The sequence below is a fragment of the Novosphingobium lindaniclasticum LE124 genome (genome assembly GCF_000445125.1).
Taxonomy (GTDB): Bacteria; Pseudomonadota; Alphaproteobacteria; order Sphingomonadales; family Sphingomonadaceae; genus Novosphingobium; species Novosphingobium lindaniclasticum.
On the sequence record NZ_ATHL01000050.1, the window covers coordinates 74,711 to 92,702 of the forward strand.

Genomic DNA, 17,992 nt, shown 5'->3' on the forward strand with positions numbered 1-17,992 from the left:
CTTTCCCTTGTGGGGACAGGAAGGGACGAGGGCCGAAAGGTCATCCGACGGCTAGGTCGGACAGGATGTCGATCTTAGTGGTTATCGCCCTTAGTGGTTGTCCCTGGGCAGACCCATGGTCTGGGCGATGCGCTGGTACTTCTCGGCGCCTTCGAGGATCGCGCCGGTGTCCATCTGGCCGACGACCGAGCGCTGGATCTCCTGCCACGGCGTCTGCGAGGCCGGGTAGGAATAGCCGCCCTTGGCTTCGAGAGCGGCACGGCGCGCGGCCAGTTCCTCGTCGGAGATCAGCACGTCCACGCGGCCCTTCTTGAGGTCCATGCGCACGCGGTCACCCGATTCCAGCAGGGCAAGGCCGCCCATGGCTGCCGCTTCAGGGGAAGCGTTGAGGATCGAGGGGCTGCCCGAAGTGCCCGACTGGCGGCCGTCACCGATGCACGGCAGCGAGTGGACCCCTTCGGTGATGAGGTACGAAGGCGGACGCATGTTGACGACTTCCGCCGCGCCCGGATAGCCGATCGGACCGGCGCCGCGCATGAACAGCAGGGTGTCGGGGGTGATGCCGGTGGCCGGATCGTCGATGCGGTGGTGATAGTCCTCGGGACCGTCGAACACCACGGCATTGCCTTCGAAGGCGTCCGGGTCGGCGGGGTTCGAGAGATAGCGGTCGCGGAACTCCTTGGAGATCACGCTCGTCTTCATGATCGCGGCGTCGAACAGGTTGCCCGACAGGACCAGGAAGCCGGCTTCTTCCACCAGCGGCTGATCGAAAGGCTTGATGACCTTCTCGTCCTCGATCACGGCATCGCGGCAGTTGTCGCCCATGGTCTTGCCGTTGACCGTCATCGCGCCCTCGTGGATGAGGCCCTGCTTGATCAGCTGCGCGACCACGGCGGGGACGCCGCCTGCACGGTAGTAGTCCTCGCCCAGGTATTCGCCGGCGGGCTGGAGATTCACCAGCAGCGGGATCTTGTGGCCGATGCGCTCCCAGTCCTTCAGCGGCAGGTCGACGCCGATGTGGCGGGCGATCGCGGCAAGGTGGATCGGGGCATTGGTCGAACCGCCGATGGCGGCGTTGACGGCAATGGCGTTATGGAAGGCGTCGAGCGTCATGATGTCCGAGGGCTTGAGGTCCTCGTGAACCATGTCGACGATGCGCTTGCCGGTGCGCCATGCGCATTCCTGGCGATCGCGGTAAGGCGCGGGGATCGCGGCCGAGCCCGGCAGCATCATGCCCAGCGCTTCGGCGAGCGAGTTCATCGTCGTCGCCGTGCCCATGGTGTTGCAGTAGCCGGTAGACGGGGCCGACGAGGCGACGAGCTTGATGAAGCCGTCGGCGTCGAGTTCGCCTGCCGCCATCATCTCGCGGCCCTTCCACACGATCGTGCCCGAACCGGTGCGCTCGCCCTTGTGCCAGCCGTTGAGCATCGGGCCGACCGAAAGCGCGATCGCCGGGATGTTCACGGTAGCGGCCGCCATCAGCAGCGCCGGGGTGGTCTTGTCGCAGCCGGTGGTCAGCACCACGCCGTCGAGCGGATAGCCGTAGATCGCTTCGACCAGGCCGAGGTAGGCCAGGTTGCGGTCAAGACCTGCGGTCGGACGCTTGCCGGTTTCCTGGATCGGGTGGACCGGGAATTCCAGCGCGATGCCGCCGGCTTCGCGAATGCCCTCGCGAATGCGCTCGGCCAGCACGATGTGGTGGCGATTGCAGGGCGACAGGTCGCTGCCGGTCTGGGCGATACCGATGATCGGCTTGCCCGAGCGAAGCTCTTCAAGGCTGATGCCGAAGTTCAGGTAACGCTCCAGGTAGAGCGAGGTCATGTCGATGTTGTCGGGATTGTCGAACCAGGCGCGTGAACGCAGCTTGGGGGGAGTCTTGTTGTCGGTCATGGTCGATCGTTTCTTTTCAGGTCAGCGCGAAGACGTGGAAACGCGGTAGATCATGACATGCTTGTAGGGCTTGCCCGGATCGACGCGGGTGGACGGGAAATTCGAGTGGTTCGGCGAGTCCGGGAACTTCTGCGGTTCCAGCGCGATCCCGTCGCCCATGCGGTAGAGGTGGCCGTTCTTGCCGATGAACGTGCCGTCCAGGAAGTTGCCTGCGTAGAACTGCACGCCGGGTTCGGTCGTCAGCAGTTCCAGCACGCGGCCGGAGACGGGGTCTTCGAGGCGGGCGGCCAGTTCGGGGGTCTTGGTGACGCCCTTGTCGAGCGCGAAGTTGTGGTCGTAGCCGCGGCCCATGACGATCTGCTCGTCCTTGCCGTCGCGGATGCCTTCGCCGACCAGGCGGCCCTTGCGGAAGTCGAACACGGTGCCGGTGACGTCGCGCAGTTCGCCGGTGGGGATCAGCTTGTCGTTGACCGGGGTGTAGTGGCCGGCGGGGATCGTCAGCACTTCCTGCATGGCGTCGCGCGGGCTGCCTTCACCGGCCATGTTGAAGATGGCGTGGTTGGTCATGTTGAGCACGGTCGGCTTGTCGGTGGTCGCGTCGAACACGATCTGGAGGTTGCCCTTCTCGTCCAGCGAGTAGGTGACCTTGGTCTTCACGGTGCCGGGGTAGCCCGAAGCGCCGTCGGGGCTGACGAGCGAGAACACCGCTGTCGCCACCGGGCCGGACTTGATCGATTCGACCTTCCAGTTCTGCACGTCGAAGCCCTTGCCGCCGCCGTGCAGCGACTGGCCGTGGTCGTTCTGGGGGAGCTGGTAGGTCTTGCCGTCGAGCGTGAACTTGCCGTCGGCGATACGGTTTCCGTAGCGGCCGATGGTGGCGCCCCAGTAGTTCGGGCGCTTTTCATAGCTGGCGACATCGTCGTAGCCGAGCAGGATGTCGGCCGTCTTGCCGTCGCGGTCGGGGGCCATCATCTTCCACAGCGTGGCGCCATAGGTGAGAATCGTCGCGGAAACGCCATTGGCGGCCTTCAGCGTGACCGCCGTCACCTGGGTTCCGTCGGAAAGCGCGCCTGCCGCAGTCTGCGAGGCATCGGCGGCGAGTGCCGGATTGGAAAGGGCCAAGGCCGAGGCGGATATCGCCGTTGCTACAAATGCCTTGCGCAGTTTCCTCATTGCCCTAGCTCCCATATCTGTCCTGTAATAAGTCGTTTCCGCAACGTGGATGGGAACGCAGCCCATCGACGACGCCCATTGACGATATTGCTTCCCGCATATAGTCCGACAAATAGAAAGAGCGCAAGCCGGTTTGCCGCAGGGCACGGCGCGGTTCACTGGTTTAGAGAGGATAGTCATGCCCCCAGTGGTTTCATCTGGAGATGCCCCGGTGCTTCACGCGCAGCCAGCCGGAGTCCGCTACGGACCGGCGCTGACGCTGCTGGCCAGCCTGTTTTTCATGTGGGGCTTCATCACCGTCATCAACAACACGCTGCTGCCGCACCTGCGCAGCGTGTTCGACCTGAGCTACACCCAGACGACGCTGATCGAATCGGTGTGGTTCATCGCCTATTTCGTCGCTTCGATTCCCTCGGCCAAGCTGATCGAGCGCGTCGGCTACCAGAAGTCGCTGGTCGTCGGCCTGCTGATCATGGCGGCGGGCGCGCTGGGCATGATGCTGGCTGCCAGCATTCCGTCCTACGGCGTCACGCTGCTCATGCTCTTCGTGATCGCCAGCGGCATCACCCTGCTTCAGGTTGCGGCCAACCCCTATGTCGCCGTCGTCGGCAAGCCCGAGACCGCGTCCTCGCGCCTCAACCTGGTGCAGGCGCTCAACTCGGCCGGAACCATGCTCGCCCCGCTTTTCGGCGCTTACCTGATCCTCGGTCGTTCCAAGGGCGGTACGTCGGCCGCCGGCACCGTGCTGACCGATGCCGAGCGTCTGGCTGATGCGCATTCGGTGATCCTGCCCTATGGCCTGGTCGCCGTGGTGCTGGTGATCCTCGCCGTGGTGATCGCCAAGTTCCCCCTGCCCGCCATGGGTTCGGCCAACTCACGCCTCGCCAAGGAACAGCGCAAGAACCTCTCGCTGTGGAACCACCGCAACCTCGTGTTCGGCATTCCGGCGATCTTCATCTACCTGATCGCCGAGATCGGCGTGGCGAACCTCTTCGTGAACTTCGTCAGCCAGCCGGACATCGCCAACCTGACGCACGAGCAGGCGGGTAAGTACCTCACGTTCCTGTGGGGCGGCATGATGATCGGCCGTTTCGCCGGTTCCGCGATCATGCAGCGTTTCGACGCCGGCAAGGTCCTGGCGTTCTTCTCGGTCGGCGCGTTCATCGTGATGATCGTGACGGTCTTCGCCAGCGGCCCGGTCGCCATGTGGTCGCTGATCCTGGTCGGCCTGTTCCACTCGATCATGTTCCCGACCATCTTCACCCTCGGCATCAAGGGCCTCGGCCCGCTGACCGAGGAAGGCTCGGGCCTGCTGGTCATGGCGATTGCCGGTGGCGCGCTTGTGATCGTGCAGGGGTGGCTGGCCGATAATTTCGGCCTCCAGAATTCCTTCATCCTGACGGCGGTATGCGAACTCTACGTGCTGTTCTACGCACTGTGGGGCAGCAAGGTGACCAACGCCGAGCCGGATCTGGTTCCCGAGCCTGCCGAGTAATCGGACGGTCCAGCGTCAACAAAAAAGCCCCGGCGAGCGATCGCCGGGGCTTTTTCTTTTGGAGCGGTAAGGAAAGCCGTCGACCCGGATCAAGTCCGGGAAGACGGTCTCCCTATTACTTCTTCTCCATCGCGCTGCGGGTATCCTCCAGCGCCAGGTCCACAAGGACGTTCATCGCTTCGGCTGCTGCCGCCGCATCTCCGGCGGCAATGGCATCATAGACGCGCACATGGTCGGGGATCGGGTTGCGGGGCAGGGCGCGGGCGCGTTGCTTGAACTGGGTGGTCCAGTTCACCGCCGCACCGATCGAGGCGCTGAGCACCAGCAAGGCGTCGTTGCGCGTCGCCTGGAGGATCGCATTGTGGAAATCGCGGTCCGCCGCGCGCCCGGCCTCGGTGGTGAGGGTATGGCGGCGCATGGCCGCCAGCGCGTCCTTCATCGCCTTGAGGTCGTTCTTGTCGCGGCGCTGTGCGGCAAGGCGTGCGGCGGCCGGCTCGACGATGGCACGCAGTTCGAACAGGCTGCGCACGAATTCGATGTCCGGCTCTCCGGCGAAGGCCCAGCCGAGCACTTCGGGATCGAGCAGGTTCCAGCGCTCACGCGGGAGCACTCGCGTTCCGGCCTTGGGGCGGCTCGCCACCAGACCCTTCGCACTCAGGACTTGAATGGCCTCGCGATAGGCGCTGCGCGAGACTTGCAGCTCCTCCGCGAAGGCCACTTCGCCAGAAAGAATGTCTCCGGGTGCATATTTGCCGGACAAGATGGCCGTTCCCAGTTTATGGGCGATAGCGCCGTGCAGGCGTCGTCCGGGACCCCGGGCCTCGTCCGCGGGCCTTGCACTTTCTTCATCGTTCACGAAATTGGCTTCTGACACTGTTATTGGCACCTCTCGCAGGAAACGTAACAGCCCTTCCCACATGAAGGAACGACAAACATTGCGTTTCTGATGCGCTGGGAATATGTCGGAGTAAATAGGGAGATCCCAAATGACCGAATTCCGTTCCATCGTGGCCGAAACCGGCGAACCGCACGGTGAACCGCTGGCCGTGAACGGCCCGGCCGACGTCGCTGCCGCCTGCGCCGCAGCTGCCGCCGCCTTCGATACCTATCGTGCAACCGATCGTGAAACCCGCGCCGCTTTCCTGGAGCGAATCGCGGACGAGATCATGGCCATCGGTGATTCGCTGATCGAAGCCTACATGGCCGAGAGCGGCCTGCCCCGTGGTCGCGGCGAAGGCGAGCGTGGCCGTACCGTTGGCCAGCTGCGTCTCTTCGCGGACGTCGTCCGCAAGGGCCAGTGGCAGCAGCTGCGCATCGATCCGGCCCTGCCGGACCGCGCCCCGCTGCCCCGTCCCGACTTGCGCCTGCGCATGATCCCGGTCGGCCCGGTCGCCGTGTTCGGCGCCTCGAACTTCCCGCTGGCCTTCTCGACCGCCGGTGGTGACACCGCTTCGGCGCTCGCCGCCGGTTGCCCGGTCGTCGTCAAGGGCCACCCGGCCCACCCGATCACCGGCAGCCTGATTGCCGCCGCGATCACCAAGGCCGTCAAGGATGCCGGTCTTCCCGAGGGCGTGTTCCAGCACCTCGTCGGCCCCTCGAACGAACTCGGCGCCGCCCTCGTGCAGGACCCGCGTATCATGGCGGTCGGCTTCACCGGCTCGCGCGGTGGCGGTCTCGCTCTCGCCAAGCTGGCCCAGGAACGCGAAGTGCCGATCCCGGTCTATGCCGAAATGTCGAGCATCAACCCGGTTCTGCTGCTTCCCGAGGCGCTCAAGGCGCGCGGCGAAGCGCTCGGCACCGCTTTCGTCGGTTCGCTGACGATGGGCGCCGGCCAGTTCTGCACCAACCCTGGCCTGATCCTGGCCGTCGAGGGTGAAGGCCTGGACGCCTTCGTCGCCGCCGCCACCGGCAGCGTCTCGGAAGCCAAGCCGCAGACCATGCTCACCACCGGCATCGCCGCCGCCTATGCCAAGGGCGTGGAAGCGCTCGAAGGCAATGCGGGTGTCGAAATCCTCGCCAAGGGCGAAGCAGGCAGCAAGACCACCGGCGGTGCGATCCTGTTCCAGACCACGGCGGCCCAGTTCCTGGCGGACAAGGCGATCGGCCACGAAGTGTTCGGCGCTGCCTCTATCGTCGTGCGCTGCAAGGACGAAGCCGAACTCGCCAGCCTGCTCGAAGGCCTGGAAGGCCAGCTGACCGCCACCCTGCACATGGACGATGCCGACGAAGCCGCCGCTTCGCGTCTTCTCCCGGTGCTGGAACGCAAGGTCGGCCGCATCCTCGTCAACGGCTGGCCCACCGGCGTCGAAGTGTGCCACGCGATGGTTCACGGCGGCCCGTTCCCGTCGACCTCCGACCCGCGCACCACGTCGGTCGGCAGCATGGCGATCGACCGCTTCCTGCGTCCGGTCAGCTACCAGAACTTCGCACAGGGCCTGCTTCCGGCAGAACTGCGCGACGCAGCCTACGGTGACGGCGCGCCCCGCCTGATCGACGGCGCGCTTACCCTCTAACCAGTCCAACCCAATCCCCGCGGCGCGCTCCCCCAAGAAGGCGCGCCGCGGTTAGGGCCAAGTCCCTTCCGGGAGAGATCCATGACCTACCTTCGCCTGCTCCAGCATCGCGCGCCGAACGGCGTGCGCTCCGTCATCCTTGCCGAGGGCGACGCCGCCCACTTCCTCAAGGGCGTCACCACCACGCGTGAACTCGCCCAGCGCGCCATCGCCGAAGGCGTGACGCTGGCCGATGCCGCCAAGGCTGCCGGGCAGGGCGAAGCGGTCGACATCAAGGCCGAACTCGCGGCGGGCAACCTGCTCGCCCCGATCGACCACGACGACAGCGCTCACCTGCTGATGACCGGCACGGGCCTGACGCACCTCGGTTCGGCCGAAGGCCGCAACAAGATGCACGCTGCCGCCGCCTCGGGTGAGCACGTCACCGATTCCATGCGCATGTTCCTCGAAGGCCTCGAAGGCGGCAAGCCCGCCGCCGGCACCGAAGGCCAGCAGCCGGAATGGTTCTACAAGGGCGACGGCCAGCTGCTTGTCGGCCCCGGCGAAGCGCTCACCATGCCTGCCTTCGCCAAGGATGGCGGCGAAGAGCCCGAACTCGCGGGCATCTACCTCGTCGGCGAAGACGGTAACGTTTATCGCCTCGGCCTCGCGCTCGCCAACGAGTTCTCGGACCACATCACCGAGCGCCACAACTACCTCTGGCTCGCCCACTCGAAGCTGCGCCAGGCCGCTCTCGGCCCGGAACTGCTGCTCGGCACCCCGCCGGAGAAGATCGAAGGCACCAGCAAGATCGTCCGCAATGGCGAAACGATCTGGGAAAAGCCGTTCCTCTCGGGCGAAGGCAACATGTCGCACACTTTTGCGAACCTGGAACATCACCACTTCAAGTACGATCTGTTCCGCCGCTCGGGCGACGTGCACGTCCACTTCTTCGGCACTGCCACGCTCTCGTTCAGCGACGGCGTGACGACGCAGGAAGGCGACGTGTTCGAGATCGACGCCGCGCCCTTCACCCTGCCGGTTTCCAACCCGCTCGCCCGCGCTGCCGCTTCGGCAGAGGCGACCACGACCGTCAAGGCGCTCTGAGCCATGGATCCGATCCGCATCGCCATCGTCGGCGTGGGCAAGATCGCCCGCGACCAGCACATCCCCGCGATCGAGGGCAATCCGAACTTCAGCATCGGCGCCACGGTCAGCCCGAATCATCGCGGCCCTGAAGGCATCCCGCACTTCAGCAGCCTTGAAGAGCTGATCGAGAGCGGTCCGGCGATCGACGCCGTGGCCCTCTGCACCCCGCCGCAGGTCCGCTACGATCTTGCCGCACTCGCGCTGTCGAAGGGCATGCACGTGTTCCTCGAAAAGCCGCCGGGCGCCACGCTGGCCGAAGTGGCCGCGCTGGAAAGCCGCGCCGACAAGGTGGGCGTGACCCTGTTCGCCTCGTGGCACTCGCGCTACGCCGCCGGCGTCGCTCCGGCGCGTGCCTGGCTGGCCGAGCGCACCATCCGCAGCGCCAAGATCGTCTGGCGCGAGGACGTGCGCGTCTGGCATCCGGGCCAGGACTGGATCTGGGAGCCGGGCGGCCTTGGCGTGTTCGATCCGGGCATCAATGCCCTCTCGATCGCCACCCACATCATGCCGCGCCCGTTCTTCCTCAAGGAAGCGACGCTCAGCCTGCCCGCCAACCGCGCCGCGCCGATCGCCGCCGATATCGAGTTCCGCGACACTGCCGGGGCCGAGATCCACATGGACCTCGACTGGCGCCAGACCGGCCCGCAATCGTGGGATATCATCGTCGAGACCGATGCGGGCACGCTGAAGCTTTCGAACGGCGGCGCCGTGCTCACCCTGCCTACCGGCACCGAGCACAATGAAGACCTGGAATATCCGGGCCTTTATTCGCGCTTCGCCAACCTGATCCGCGGCGGCCGCAGCGATGTGGACATCGCGCCGCTGCGCCTCGTGGCCGACGCATTCCTGCGCGGCAAGCGCGAGCTCGTCGAAGAATTCCACGACTGATTTTCCCAAGGGAGGGGACTGAGTTATGATCAAGGCAATCCGCCTTACCGCCGCTGCCGTCCTGCTGAGCGCCACCGCGCTCGCAGGCACGGCACACGCCGACACCGACGGCCAGCCGACCACGGCAACGATCGACGCCGCCAAGCCCGGCCCGGTCTACCACAAGGAAGTCTTCACCCAGTTCGCCGAGCACCTCGGCACGGGCATCTACGGCGGCCTCTGGGTCGGCAAGAACAGCAAGATCCCGAACACCAACGGCTTCCGCAACGACGTGATCGGCGCGCTGCGTAATCTCTCGGTGCCGGTGATCCGCTGGCCCGGCGGTTGCTTCGCCGACGAGTACAACTGGCGCGAAGGCATCGGTCCGCAGAACAAGCGTCCGGTCAAGATCAACACCCACTGGGGCGGCGTGACCGAGCCCAACACCGTAGGCACGCACGAGTTCTTCGAACTGATCCGCCAGGTCGGCGCGGAAGCCTATGTCGCCGGCAACGTCGGCAACGGCACCCCGCGCGAAATGGCCGAGTGGGTCGAATACATGACCTCTCCCGCCGGCTCGCTGGCGGACGAACGCGCCCGCAACGGCCACAAGGAACCCTGGAAGGTCGCCTACTTCGGCGTGGGTAACGAGCTTTGGGGTTGCGGTGGCAACATGCGTCCCGAATTCGCGGCCGACGAGACCCGTCGCTACGCCACCTTCGTCAAGGCGCCCGCCGGCACCAAGATCCTGAAGGTCGCCGCCGGCGCCAATGTCGACGACTACAACTGGACGGAGACGATGATGCGCGTCGCGGCGCCGCAGCTCGACGGCGTTTCGCTGCACTACTACGTCCACCCCGCCGGCGGCTGGCCGCCGCGTGCGCCCGCCGTCGATTTCGACGAGAACGGCTGGGCCGATGCGCTGAACGGCGCCCGCAAGATGGACGAGCTGATCACCAAGCACTCGGCGATCATGGACAAGTACGACCCCGAGAAGCGGGTCTTCCTGGCCGTGGACGAATGGGGCTCGTGGTACGCTCAGGATCCGGGCACGCATCCGGGCTTCCTGCGCCAGCAGAACACCCTGCGTGACGCCCTGATCGCTTCGATCCACCTGGATATCTTCGCCAAGCACGCCGACCGCGTGCGCATGACCGCCATCGCCCAGATGGTGAACGTGCTCCAGGCGATGATCTTCACCGAAGGCAACAAGATGGTGCTCACGCCCACCTACCATGTCTTCGAGATGTACAAGCCCTGGCAGGACGCGACCGTGCTGCCGCTCGACATCAAGACGCCCTGGTACAACAAGGACCAGTACTCGATGCCGGCGGTGAGCGGTTCGGCGGTGAAGGCGAAGGACGGCAAGATCCATGTCGGCCTGTCCAACCTCGATCCGAACCAATCGAACACGGTGACGATCAAGCTCGACGGCGTGAACGCTGCGGCGGTCACCGGTCGAATCCTGACGGCACCGGCGATCAACTCGCACAACACCTTCGACACCCCGAACGCGGTCAAGCCCGAGGCCTTCTCCGGCGCCACTGTGCAGGGCGGCAACCTCGTCGTCACCCTGCCGGCCAAGTCGGTCGTGGTGCTCGAACTGCAATGAGCGTGAACCATGTCCCCGCCGCTCCTTTTGTTTTGGGAGATTGGGGGACCACCCGGCTTCGGCTGTTCCGCCTTGACGGCGAGGACGTGGTCGCCCGGCTCAGCGGGCCGGGCGCGCTCGAAGGCGATGCCGAAGCGGCCCTTGCCGAGAGGCTCGACCTCTGGAAGGCCGAGGGGCCGCTGTCCGAAGTCGTGCTTTGCGGCATGGCCGGGGCGCCCGGTGCGCTCGTCGCGGCAGGCTATGCGGCCTGCCCGGCGGACGCGGCCCAGTGGCTGTCCTCGCGGGCGCGGCTGGAAGTTGCGGGCATTCCGGTCTCGGTCCTGCCGGGGCTGAGCTGCAAGGATTCCGAGGGCGTGCCCGAAGTGATGCGGGGCGAGGAGGCACAAGTCTTCGGCGCCCTGGCGCTCCACCCCGAACTCGGTTCCGGCGAACACCTGATCGCGCTGCCGGGCACCCACTGCAAGTGGGTCTCGGTGGTGAACGGCACGATCGTCGGCTTCCGTACCCATCCGACCGGCGAACTCTTCGCCTTGCTGGCGGGCCAGTCTACGCTGACCGGACCGGAAAAACTCCCTGATGGTACGGCGGGTGAGGGCACTTTCGACGAGGGCTTCGCACGCGGTCTGGACCGCTGCGAGGATTCGCTGACCGGCGCCCTGTTCGAGGCCCGGGCCGCGCGCATGCTCGACGGACGCTCGAAAGACTGGTCGCGCGGGTATATCTCGGGACTGCTGATCGGCGGCGAGGTCTCCGCGCAAGTGCCGACCGGCATTCCGGTCGTGCTGATCGGCGACCCGGCGCTTTCCGCGCTCTATGATCGCGCGCTGGCGGCCCGTGGCTGCACCTCGCGCAAGATCGATGGCGATGCGGCGGTTCTCGCCGGACTGGCGATCGCGAAAGGACAGAAGGCATGAAGATCGAACAGGTTCTGGCAGAAGGCGCTGCCCCGGTCGTCGCGATCCTGCGCGGCATCCAGACCCACGAAGCGGTCGAGATCGGCCATGCGCTGGTCGAGGCCGGCGTGCGCATCATCGAAGTGCCGTTCAATTCGCCGGATCCGGCCGGCTCGATCGGCGCCATGGCGAAGGCCCTGGGCGATCGCGCGGCCATCGGCGGCGGCACCGTGATCGGCACCGATCTGGCCGAGACGCTGGCGGGCGTCGGCGGCACCTTCATGGTCTCGCCCAATGTCGATCCGGTAGTCATCAGGCGCTCGATCGAACTCGGCATGGACGTGCTCCCCGGCTTCCTGACCCCGACTGAGGCTTTCGCCGCCGTCGCGGCAGGCGCCAGCGACCTCAAGCTGTTCCCCGGCTCGGTGCTGGGCAGCAGCTACATCAAGGCGATCCGCGAAGTCCTGCCCAAGCACAGCCGCGTCTGGGCCGTGGGCGGCGTCGGCGCCGCCAATGTCGCGGAATACCGCGCGGCGGGCGTCTTCGGCATCGGCGTGGGAGGCAGTGTCTACAAGCCCGGCTTCGATGCCGCGACGGTCGGCGCCAAGGCGGCCGAGATCGTTGCCGCGTGGAATGCCTGCGCAGCATAAAAACGAATTTTGGAGAGTTAACGTGTTCAGGAAATTCCTCGCCGCTGCCAGCCTTGCCGTTCTGGCCGTAGCCGGAACGGCGGATGCGCAAGTGCAGGTGGGTGAAAAGGGGGCGGGCACGCTCAATTCCCAGCTGACCGGCGACCTTACGGTGCACGATCCGGTGATCATCCGGGAAGGCGATACCTACTATGTCTTCAGCACCGTGGGCCGCTATATCGGCATCAAGACCTCCAAGGATCTGAAGACCTGGAAGGACGCCGGTTCGGTCTTCGCCGAGATTCCGGCCTGGGCCAAGCAGGCGATCCCCGGCACCGACGGCATCTGGGCGCCCGACATCTCCTATGTAAACGGCGAATACCGGCTCTACTATTCGATCTCGACGTTCGGCTCCAACCGCTCGGCCATCGGCCTGGCAACCAGCAAGACGCTGGACCCGAAGGCCAAGGGCTACGGCTGGAAGGACCAGGGCCTCGTCGTGATGTCGACCCATGACGACGACTTCAACGCCATCGACCCCAACTATGTCGAGGACGCGCAGGGCCGCCAGTGGCTCTCGCTCGGCAGCTTCTGGACCGGCCTGAAGCTGTTCCCGCTCGACGCCAAGACCGGCAAGGTCGCCCCCGGCACCGAGCCCTATTCGATCGCCCGGCGCCTCGCCCCCGCAGGCGGTCCGGCCCCGGTCGAGGCGCCGTTCATCATCCCGCATGGCGGCTACTACTACCTGCTCGCCAGCTACGACTACTGCTGCAAGGGCGTGAACAGCACTTATTACACCGTGGTCGGCCGCTCGAAGAAGATCACCGGGCCCTACCTCGGCAAGGACGGCAGTTCGCTGATGGACGGCCGCGGCACGATCTTCCTGCGCGCCGACCTCGAAGAGCAGCAGCGCTTCCGCGGCCCCGGCCATGCAGGCGCCTTCACCGACAAGGACGGCACCACCTACGTCGTCTACCATGCCTACGACAAGCAGGCGAACGGAGCGCCCACCTTGCGCATCGCGCCGATCCGCTGGGATGCGGACGGCTGGCCCGTCGCCCAATACTGAACCCACCTGACGGCACCCCGGTCCCCCGACCGGGGTGCCCTTTTTTCCTATCGCCGGCCAGAATACCGGCGCCACGAATCAGGAAACTCGGAGAGGATGACATGAACTTTTCCCTTTCGCGCCGCGCCTTCGCGGCCAGTGCCGCCCTCCTTCCCATCGCCTGTTCCAAGGCTGGAGACAGCGCCATCGGCGGTGATGACAAGGCGGCGGTATCGAATCCGCTCAAGGGCCCGATCAACCCGCTGGTGAAGAACCGCGCCGATTCCCAGGTCTTCCGGCACGAGGACGGCAACTACTACCTTACCGGATCGGTCCCCGAGTACGACCGCCTGATCCTGCGCCGCTCGAAGACGCTGGCAGGCCTCGCCACCGCCGAGGAGCGCGTGCTCTGGCGTCACGAAAAGACCGGCCCCATGTCCGGCTTCCTCTGGGCGCCCGAACTGCACCTGGTCGACGGCAAGTGGGTCATGTATTTCGCGGCCGGCCCCAGCGGCGGCGGCGAGGACGTGTTCCGCATCCGCACCTATGCGATCGTCTGCGACAGCGCTGACCCGATGACCGGCAAGTGGTCGGTCCTCGGCGAGTTCAAGCTGCCGTGGGACAGCTTCAACCTCGATTCGACCGTGTTCATGCACAAGGGTACGCGGTACTTCGCCTGGGCCCAGCGCGAAGAGGGAATCGACACCAATTCGAACCTCTATCTCGCGCCGATGAAGGACGCTCTGAGCCTTGCGGCAGAGCCCGTTCGCCTGACCGTGCCGACGCTGGACTGGGAAACCCGCGCCTACAAGGTGGCCGAAGCTCCGGCGGTGCTGGCGCGTAACGGCCGCCTGTTCATGACCTATTCGGCCAGCGGCACCGGCGCCGTCTATTGCCTGGGCATGCTGACGATCGACGAGAACGCCAACCTCATGGATCCGAAGGCCTGGACCAAGTCGCAGAAGCCGGTATTCGCGACCAATGTCGAAACGTCGGTCTACGGCCCCGGCCATAACAGCTTCACCGTGGACGAGCACGGCAACGACATCCTCGTCTACCACGGCCGCGACTACGAGAAGATCGAAGGCGACCCGCTGCTCAACCCCGATCGCCATACTCGCGTCCAGCGGATCTACTACAACGCCGATGGCACGCCGGACTTCGGCGTTCCGGTCGGCAACGGCGCGCTGCCCGAGCGGTTAACCCCGGCCGTGCGCCGCGACGTGATGCTCGGTCATGACGGCACGAAGCTGGTGCTCGCCAAGAACAGGCCGCTGCCGCAGACCCAGTTCCGCCAAGTCCCCGGTGCGGACGGCGCAGTGCAGCTCTCTCCGATTCTCAAGCGCGACCAGGGCTTCAAGCTCGGCCAGGACGGCGCAGTCGCACTCTCGGCCCTGGGCAGCGCCGACCTGTTCCTGCGCGAGGCGGGCGAGGCCAAGGACACCGTACGCTTCGTCTCCAAAGCCGACTCGTCGAAGGCGCTGGCTTTCTCCGGCGACACGATCAAGCTGGCCGACAAGAGCGATCCGGCAACGAGCTGGCTGGCTGACTGATACGCAACAAGTCTGACCAAAACACCGATGAACCGGCCGGAAAGCTTGCTTTTCGGCCGGTTCTGCGTCCAATCGGCCACACCTCCTGCAGCTTTTTAACACAAGCTCCGCTTTTCCCCTTGCAACGCAATAGTCAGACTAATAATTAGTCCGAGTAATTGAAGGGGCATGGTATGGGCCAGCCCCAACGGGAGGGTTGATCCATGGCACTCAAGCCATTCGCTTTCTGCACAGCATCCGTATTCGCGCTTAGCCTTGCCTCCGTCGCGCAGGCTCAGGAAGCCGTTCCGCAGGCCGCCGACGACACGGAGGCGACTGCCGAGGACATCATCGTCACGGGCGTGCGTGCATCGATCGTCGGCGCCATCAACAGCCGCAAGGACAACATCCAGATCGTCGACTCGATCGTGGCTGAAGACGTCGGCAAGCTGCCCGACAACAATGTGGTCGAAGCGCTCCAGCGCGTCACCGGTATCCAGATCACCGACCGCGCCGGCGGCGAAGCCGGCACGATCTCGATCCGTGGCCTCACCGATCCGCTGACCACGCTGAACGGCCGCAATATCTTTACCGCTGCGGGTACATCGTTCGCGCTGCAGGATATCTCGGCCAACCTCGTCAAGAAGGTCGACGTCTACAAGACCCGCTCGGCCGACCAGATCGAGACCGGCCTTGCCGGCCAGATCGACGTGGCGACCCGCCGTCCGCTCGACTTCGACGGCTTCACGATCTCGGGCCTGGCGCGCGGCATCTATTCGGAGCTGGCCGACAAGTTCAATCCGAACGTCGCCCTGCTCGTCAGCAATCGCTGGGAAACCGGCATCGGTGACATCGGCTTCCTGGTCAACGCCAGCTATACCCGCGCGCAGTATCGCAACCAGAACCTTCAGGCCGGCGCGATGGTGCCCTTCGCCACGGAAACGCCCCCGGCAGGTTCGGGACTCACGCCGCTCGAGCGCATCTTCCCAGGCGACCGCAATCAGAACTGGACGCCCGGCCTCGACGCGGGCCTGCCGATCGCCCCGGGCTCGACGCTCAATATCAACGGTGTCGACACTCCCTATTACCTCTCGCGCGATGCCGTCATCGCCTCGGACCTCTACGGCAAGCGTACTCGTCCTTCGGTCAATGCCGCTCTTCAGTGGGCACCGAACGATCGCTCGGTCTACACGGCTGAAGTGTTCTACACCGGTTTCCGCGGCAAGACCTTCAACAGCCTGAACTTCAGCTTCGTCGACTGGTGGGGCAACTTGCCCGCAGACGTGGCGAACAGCTTCGAACTCTACGACGGCACCAACATCATCAAGTCTCGCCAGGCCGGCGCAGTCGCGGGCTTCAACAGCGGCGATACGGCCACCAGCAAGACCGACAGCTATGTCTACGCCTTCAATGCCAAGTGGGACGTGGCCGATCGCGGCAAGATTTCGGCAGATGTCGCATATCAGGACAGCAAGAACGAAACTTCGTTCTTCGCAATCCGCACCGATCGTGGTCCGCTGGACATCGACGTCGACTTCAATGCCGGGGGCGGTCTTCCTTCCTACAGCTTCGGCAATCAGGGCGTCCTGACCGATCCTGCGGCATGGACGGTCGGCAACCTGTTCGACAGCGGTACGAAGAACACCGGCAGCGCACTGACTGTCATGCTCGACGGTGAGTACGAATGGGACGAAGGCTTCCTGCGCCGTATCAAGGCGGGCTTCCGCTATGACAATCGCAAGGCCGACAGCTACGTTCGCGACCAGGGCGCGGGCGGCTTGCCTGGCGTGACGCTCGACCAGTTCGGCGAAGGTACGCCGTTCACCAACAGCGGCTTCTTCGATGGCCGTGCCGACATTCCGACCAGCTGGGTTCTGGCTGATCCGCGCACCATGAACAGGGATGCGGTTCGCTCGCTGTACCGCGCGGTCAACCCAAGCCTGCTGCTTTCGGATCAGCTGAGCTTCGGGCACGTCTTCGGCATCAACGAGATCAACACCGCGGCCTACATCATGGCCGATGGTGAGATCGAACTGTTCGGCCGTCCGCTGCAGGTCCAGGGCGGTGTCCGTTTCGTCGCGATCGATACCGATTACGATTATTTCGATCGAGGCGCTAATTTTGCGCAGACGTCGGTCTCGACCGGCTCGTCCAGGTTCCTGCCGTCGTTCACCTTGCGCTACGGCATCACGGACAACCTGCGCGTTCGTTTCAACTACGGCGAGACTCTGCGCCGTCCGGCTTTCGGCGATCTCAACCCGAACGTAACGCTCACCGGCGACCTTTCGCGGATCGGCTTTGGCACGGGTAGCGCAGGTAACGCGAGCCTGGGTGCGACGCATTCGAAGAACTTCGACCTTGCTCTGGAGTGGTACTTCGAACGCAACAGCGCGATCTACGCGACGGCCTTCCGCCGCGAGATCAATGGTCTGGTCGTTCCGCTCACGGCTCGTGAGATCATCCCGAACAACTACCTGCCGCGCAACGAGACCTACACCGAGACCTTCAACATCACGCGTCCGGTCAACGCCTCGAATGGCGTGCTGAAGGGCCTGGAACTGGGCCTGACCTACTTCCCGACCTATCTGCCTGGCATCCTCAACGGCCTTGGCTTCACCGGTAGCGCGACGATCCTCGACTCCGAGCAGACGATCCCGGTCGTCAACACGGCGGGCGAGATCACCGGCAGCACCAAGTCGGCGTTCTTCGGCGTTTCGAAGCTTTCGTACAACGCCACGCTGGCTTACGACAACGGCCCGATCGGTGCCCGCCTGTCGTACATCTGGCGCAAGGGCTTCCTCCAGAGCAACGAGGGCCGCTCCTTCGCGAACCCGATCGGCTTCTGGCGCGCCCCTGAAAAGAGCCTCGACCTCCAGCTGACCTGGAACGTCAACGACGATATCGGCGTGACCTTCGATGCGGTGAACCTCACCAAGGCGAAGCAGCAGAACTACTACAAGTTCGGCGACGTCGGTAACCCGACCCAGTTCAACTCCAGCACGCTGCTGATCGACCGCACTTTCGCAGTCGGCGTCCGCTTCAAGTTCGACTGATAGACTGACTAAGGCAACCCGCGACACACGCCATTCCGTGTCGAGGGTTGCCATGGGCGGCCGTTTCTTGCCGGGTTCCTCTCCCAACACAGTCCCGGCAGGGACGGCCGCCTCTTTATTTTCCTGCCTTTACTGACGCTCGCCAGACCATGAAGGGGT

Annotated in this window: 13 protein-coding genes; 10 read left to right on the plus strand and 3 right to left on the minus strand. The window is 65.1% G+C overall.

Annotated features, from left to right (window positions below; translation table 11 throughout):
• Positions 1–90 precede the first annotated feature (90 nt).
• Positions 91–1,890 (minus strand): IlvD/Edd family dehydratase, encoded by a 1,800-nt coding sequence (locus L284_RS31355; RefSeq protein ID WP_021233291.1) that lies wholly within the window; start codon positions 1,888–1,890, stop codon positions 91–93.
• Between the two features lie 21 nt (positions 1,891–1,911).
• Positions 1,912–3,063, minus strand: coding sequence for an aldose epimerase family protein (locus L284_RS31360; protein WP_031341736.1), 1,152 nt, complete (start codon positions 3,061–3,063; stop codon positions 1,912–1,914).
• Between the two features lie 178 nt (positions 3,064–3,241).
• On the opposite strand from L284_RS31360, the gene L284_RS31365 reads away from it, so the two are divergent.
• Positions 3,242–4,558, plus strand: a complete 1,317-nt coding sequence (locus L284_RS31365) for a sugar MFS transporter (protein ID WP_031341738.1) — start codon at positions 3,242–3,244, stop codon at positions 4,556–4,558.
• Positions 4,559–4,673: 115 nt separating this feature from the next.
• On the opposite strand, the gene L284_RS31370 is transcribed toward L284_RS31365, so the two are convergent.
• Complete coding sequence (locus L284_RS31370) at positions 4,674–5,357, minus strand: FadR/GntR family transcriptional regulator (protein WP_040712793.1); 684 nt, start codon at positions 5,355–5,357, stop codon at positions 4,674–4,676.
• 187 nt (positions 5,358–5,544) lie between these two features.
• Between L284_RS31370 and L284_RS31375 the strand changes: the two genes are divergently transcribed.
• From L284_RS31375 to L284_RS31415, 9 genes are all read left to right on the plus strand, one after another.
• Positions 5,545–7,071: an aldehyde dehydrogenase (NADP(+)) gene (locus tag L284_RS31375; protein ID WP_021233295.1), complete on the plus strand. Its 1,527-nt coding sequence runs from the start codon at positions 5,545–5,547 to the stop codon at positions 7,069–7,071.
• 81 nt (positions 7,072–7,152) lie between these two features.
• Positions 7,153–8,157 carry an AraD1 family protein gene (gene araD1, locus L284_RS31380; RefSeq protein ID WP_021233296.1) on the plus strand — a complete coding sequence of 335 codons (1,005 nt, stop codon included), beginning with the start codon at positions 7,153–7,155 and terminating at the stop codon, positions 8,155–8,157.
• Positions 8,158–8,160: 3 nt separating this feature from the next.
• On the plus strand, positions 8,161–9,087 hold the full coding sequence (locus L284_RS31385) for a Gfo/Idh/MocA family protein (RefSeq protein WP_021233297.1): 927 nt from the start codon (positions 8,161–8,163) through the stop codon (positions 9,085–9,087).
• A gap of 25 nt (positions 9,088–9,112) precedes the next feature.
• Positions 9,113–10,678 (plus strand): alpha-N-arabinofuranosidase, encoded by a 1,566-nt coding sequence (locus L284_RS31390; RefSeq protein ID WP_021233298.1) that lies wholly within the window; start codon positions 9,113–9,115, stop codon positions 10,676–10,678.
• On the plus strand, positions 10,675–11,592 hold the full coding sequence (locus L284_RS31395; protein ID WP_031341741.1) for a 2-dehydro-3-deoxygalactonokinase: 918 nt from the start codon (positions 10,675–10,677) through the stop codon (positions 11,590–11,592). Before L284_RS31390 ends, L284_RS31395 begins: the two co-directional genes overlap by 4 nt.
• Positions 11,589–12,221 (plus strand): 2-dehydro-3-deoxy-6-phosphogalactonate aldolase, encoded by a 633-nt coding sequence (locus tag L284_RS31400; protein ID WP_021233300.1) that lies wholly within the window; start codon positions 11,589–11,591, stop codon positions 12,219–12,221. The genes L284_RS31395 and L284_RS31400 overlap by 4 nt, the downstream gene beginning before the upstream one ends.
• Before the next feature lie 22 nt (positions 12,222–12,243).
• Positions 12,244–13,269 (plus strand): arabinan endo-1,5-alpha-L-arabinosidase, encoded by a 1,026-nt coding sequence (locus tag L284_RS31405; RefSeq protein ID WP_021233301.1) that lies wholly within the window; start codon positions 12,244–12,246, stop codon positions 13,267–13,269.
• Positions 13,270–13,370: 101 nt separating this feature from the next.
• The gene (locus tag L284_RS31410) at positions 13,371–14,801 is read left to right on the plus strand and encodes a glycoside hydrolase family 43 protein (protein WP_021233302.1); all 1,431 of its coding nucleotides are present in this window, start codon (positions 13,371–13,373) and stop codon (positions 14,799–14,801) included.
• 203 nt (positions 14,802–15,004) lie between these two features.
• Positions 15,005–17,833 (plus strand): TonB-dependent receptor, encoded by a 2,829-nt coding sequence (locus L284_RS31415; RefSeq protein ID WP_021233303.1) that lies wholly within the window; start codon positions 15,005–15,007, stop codon positions 17,831–17,833.
• Positions 17,834–17,992: the final 159 nt, after the last annotated feature.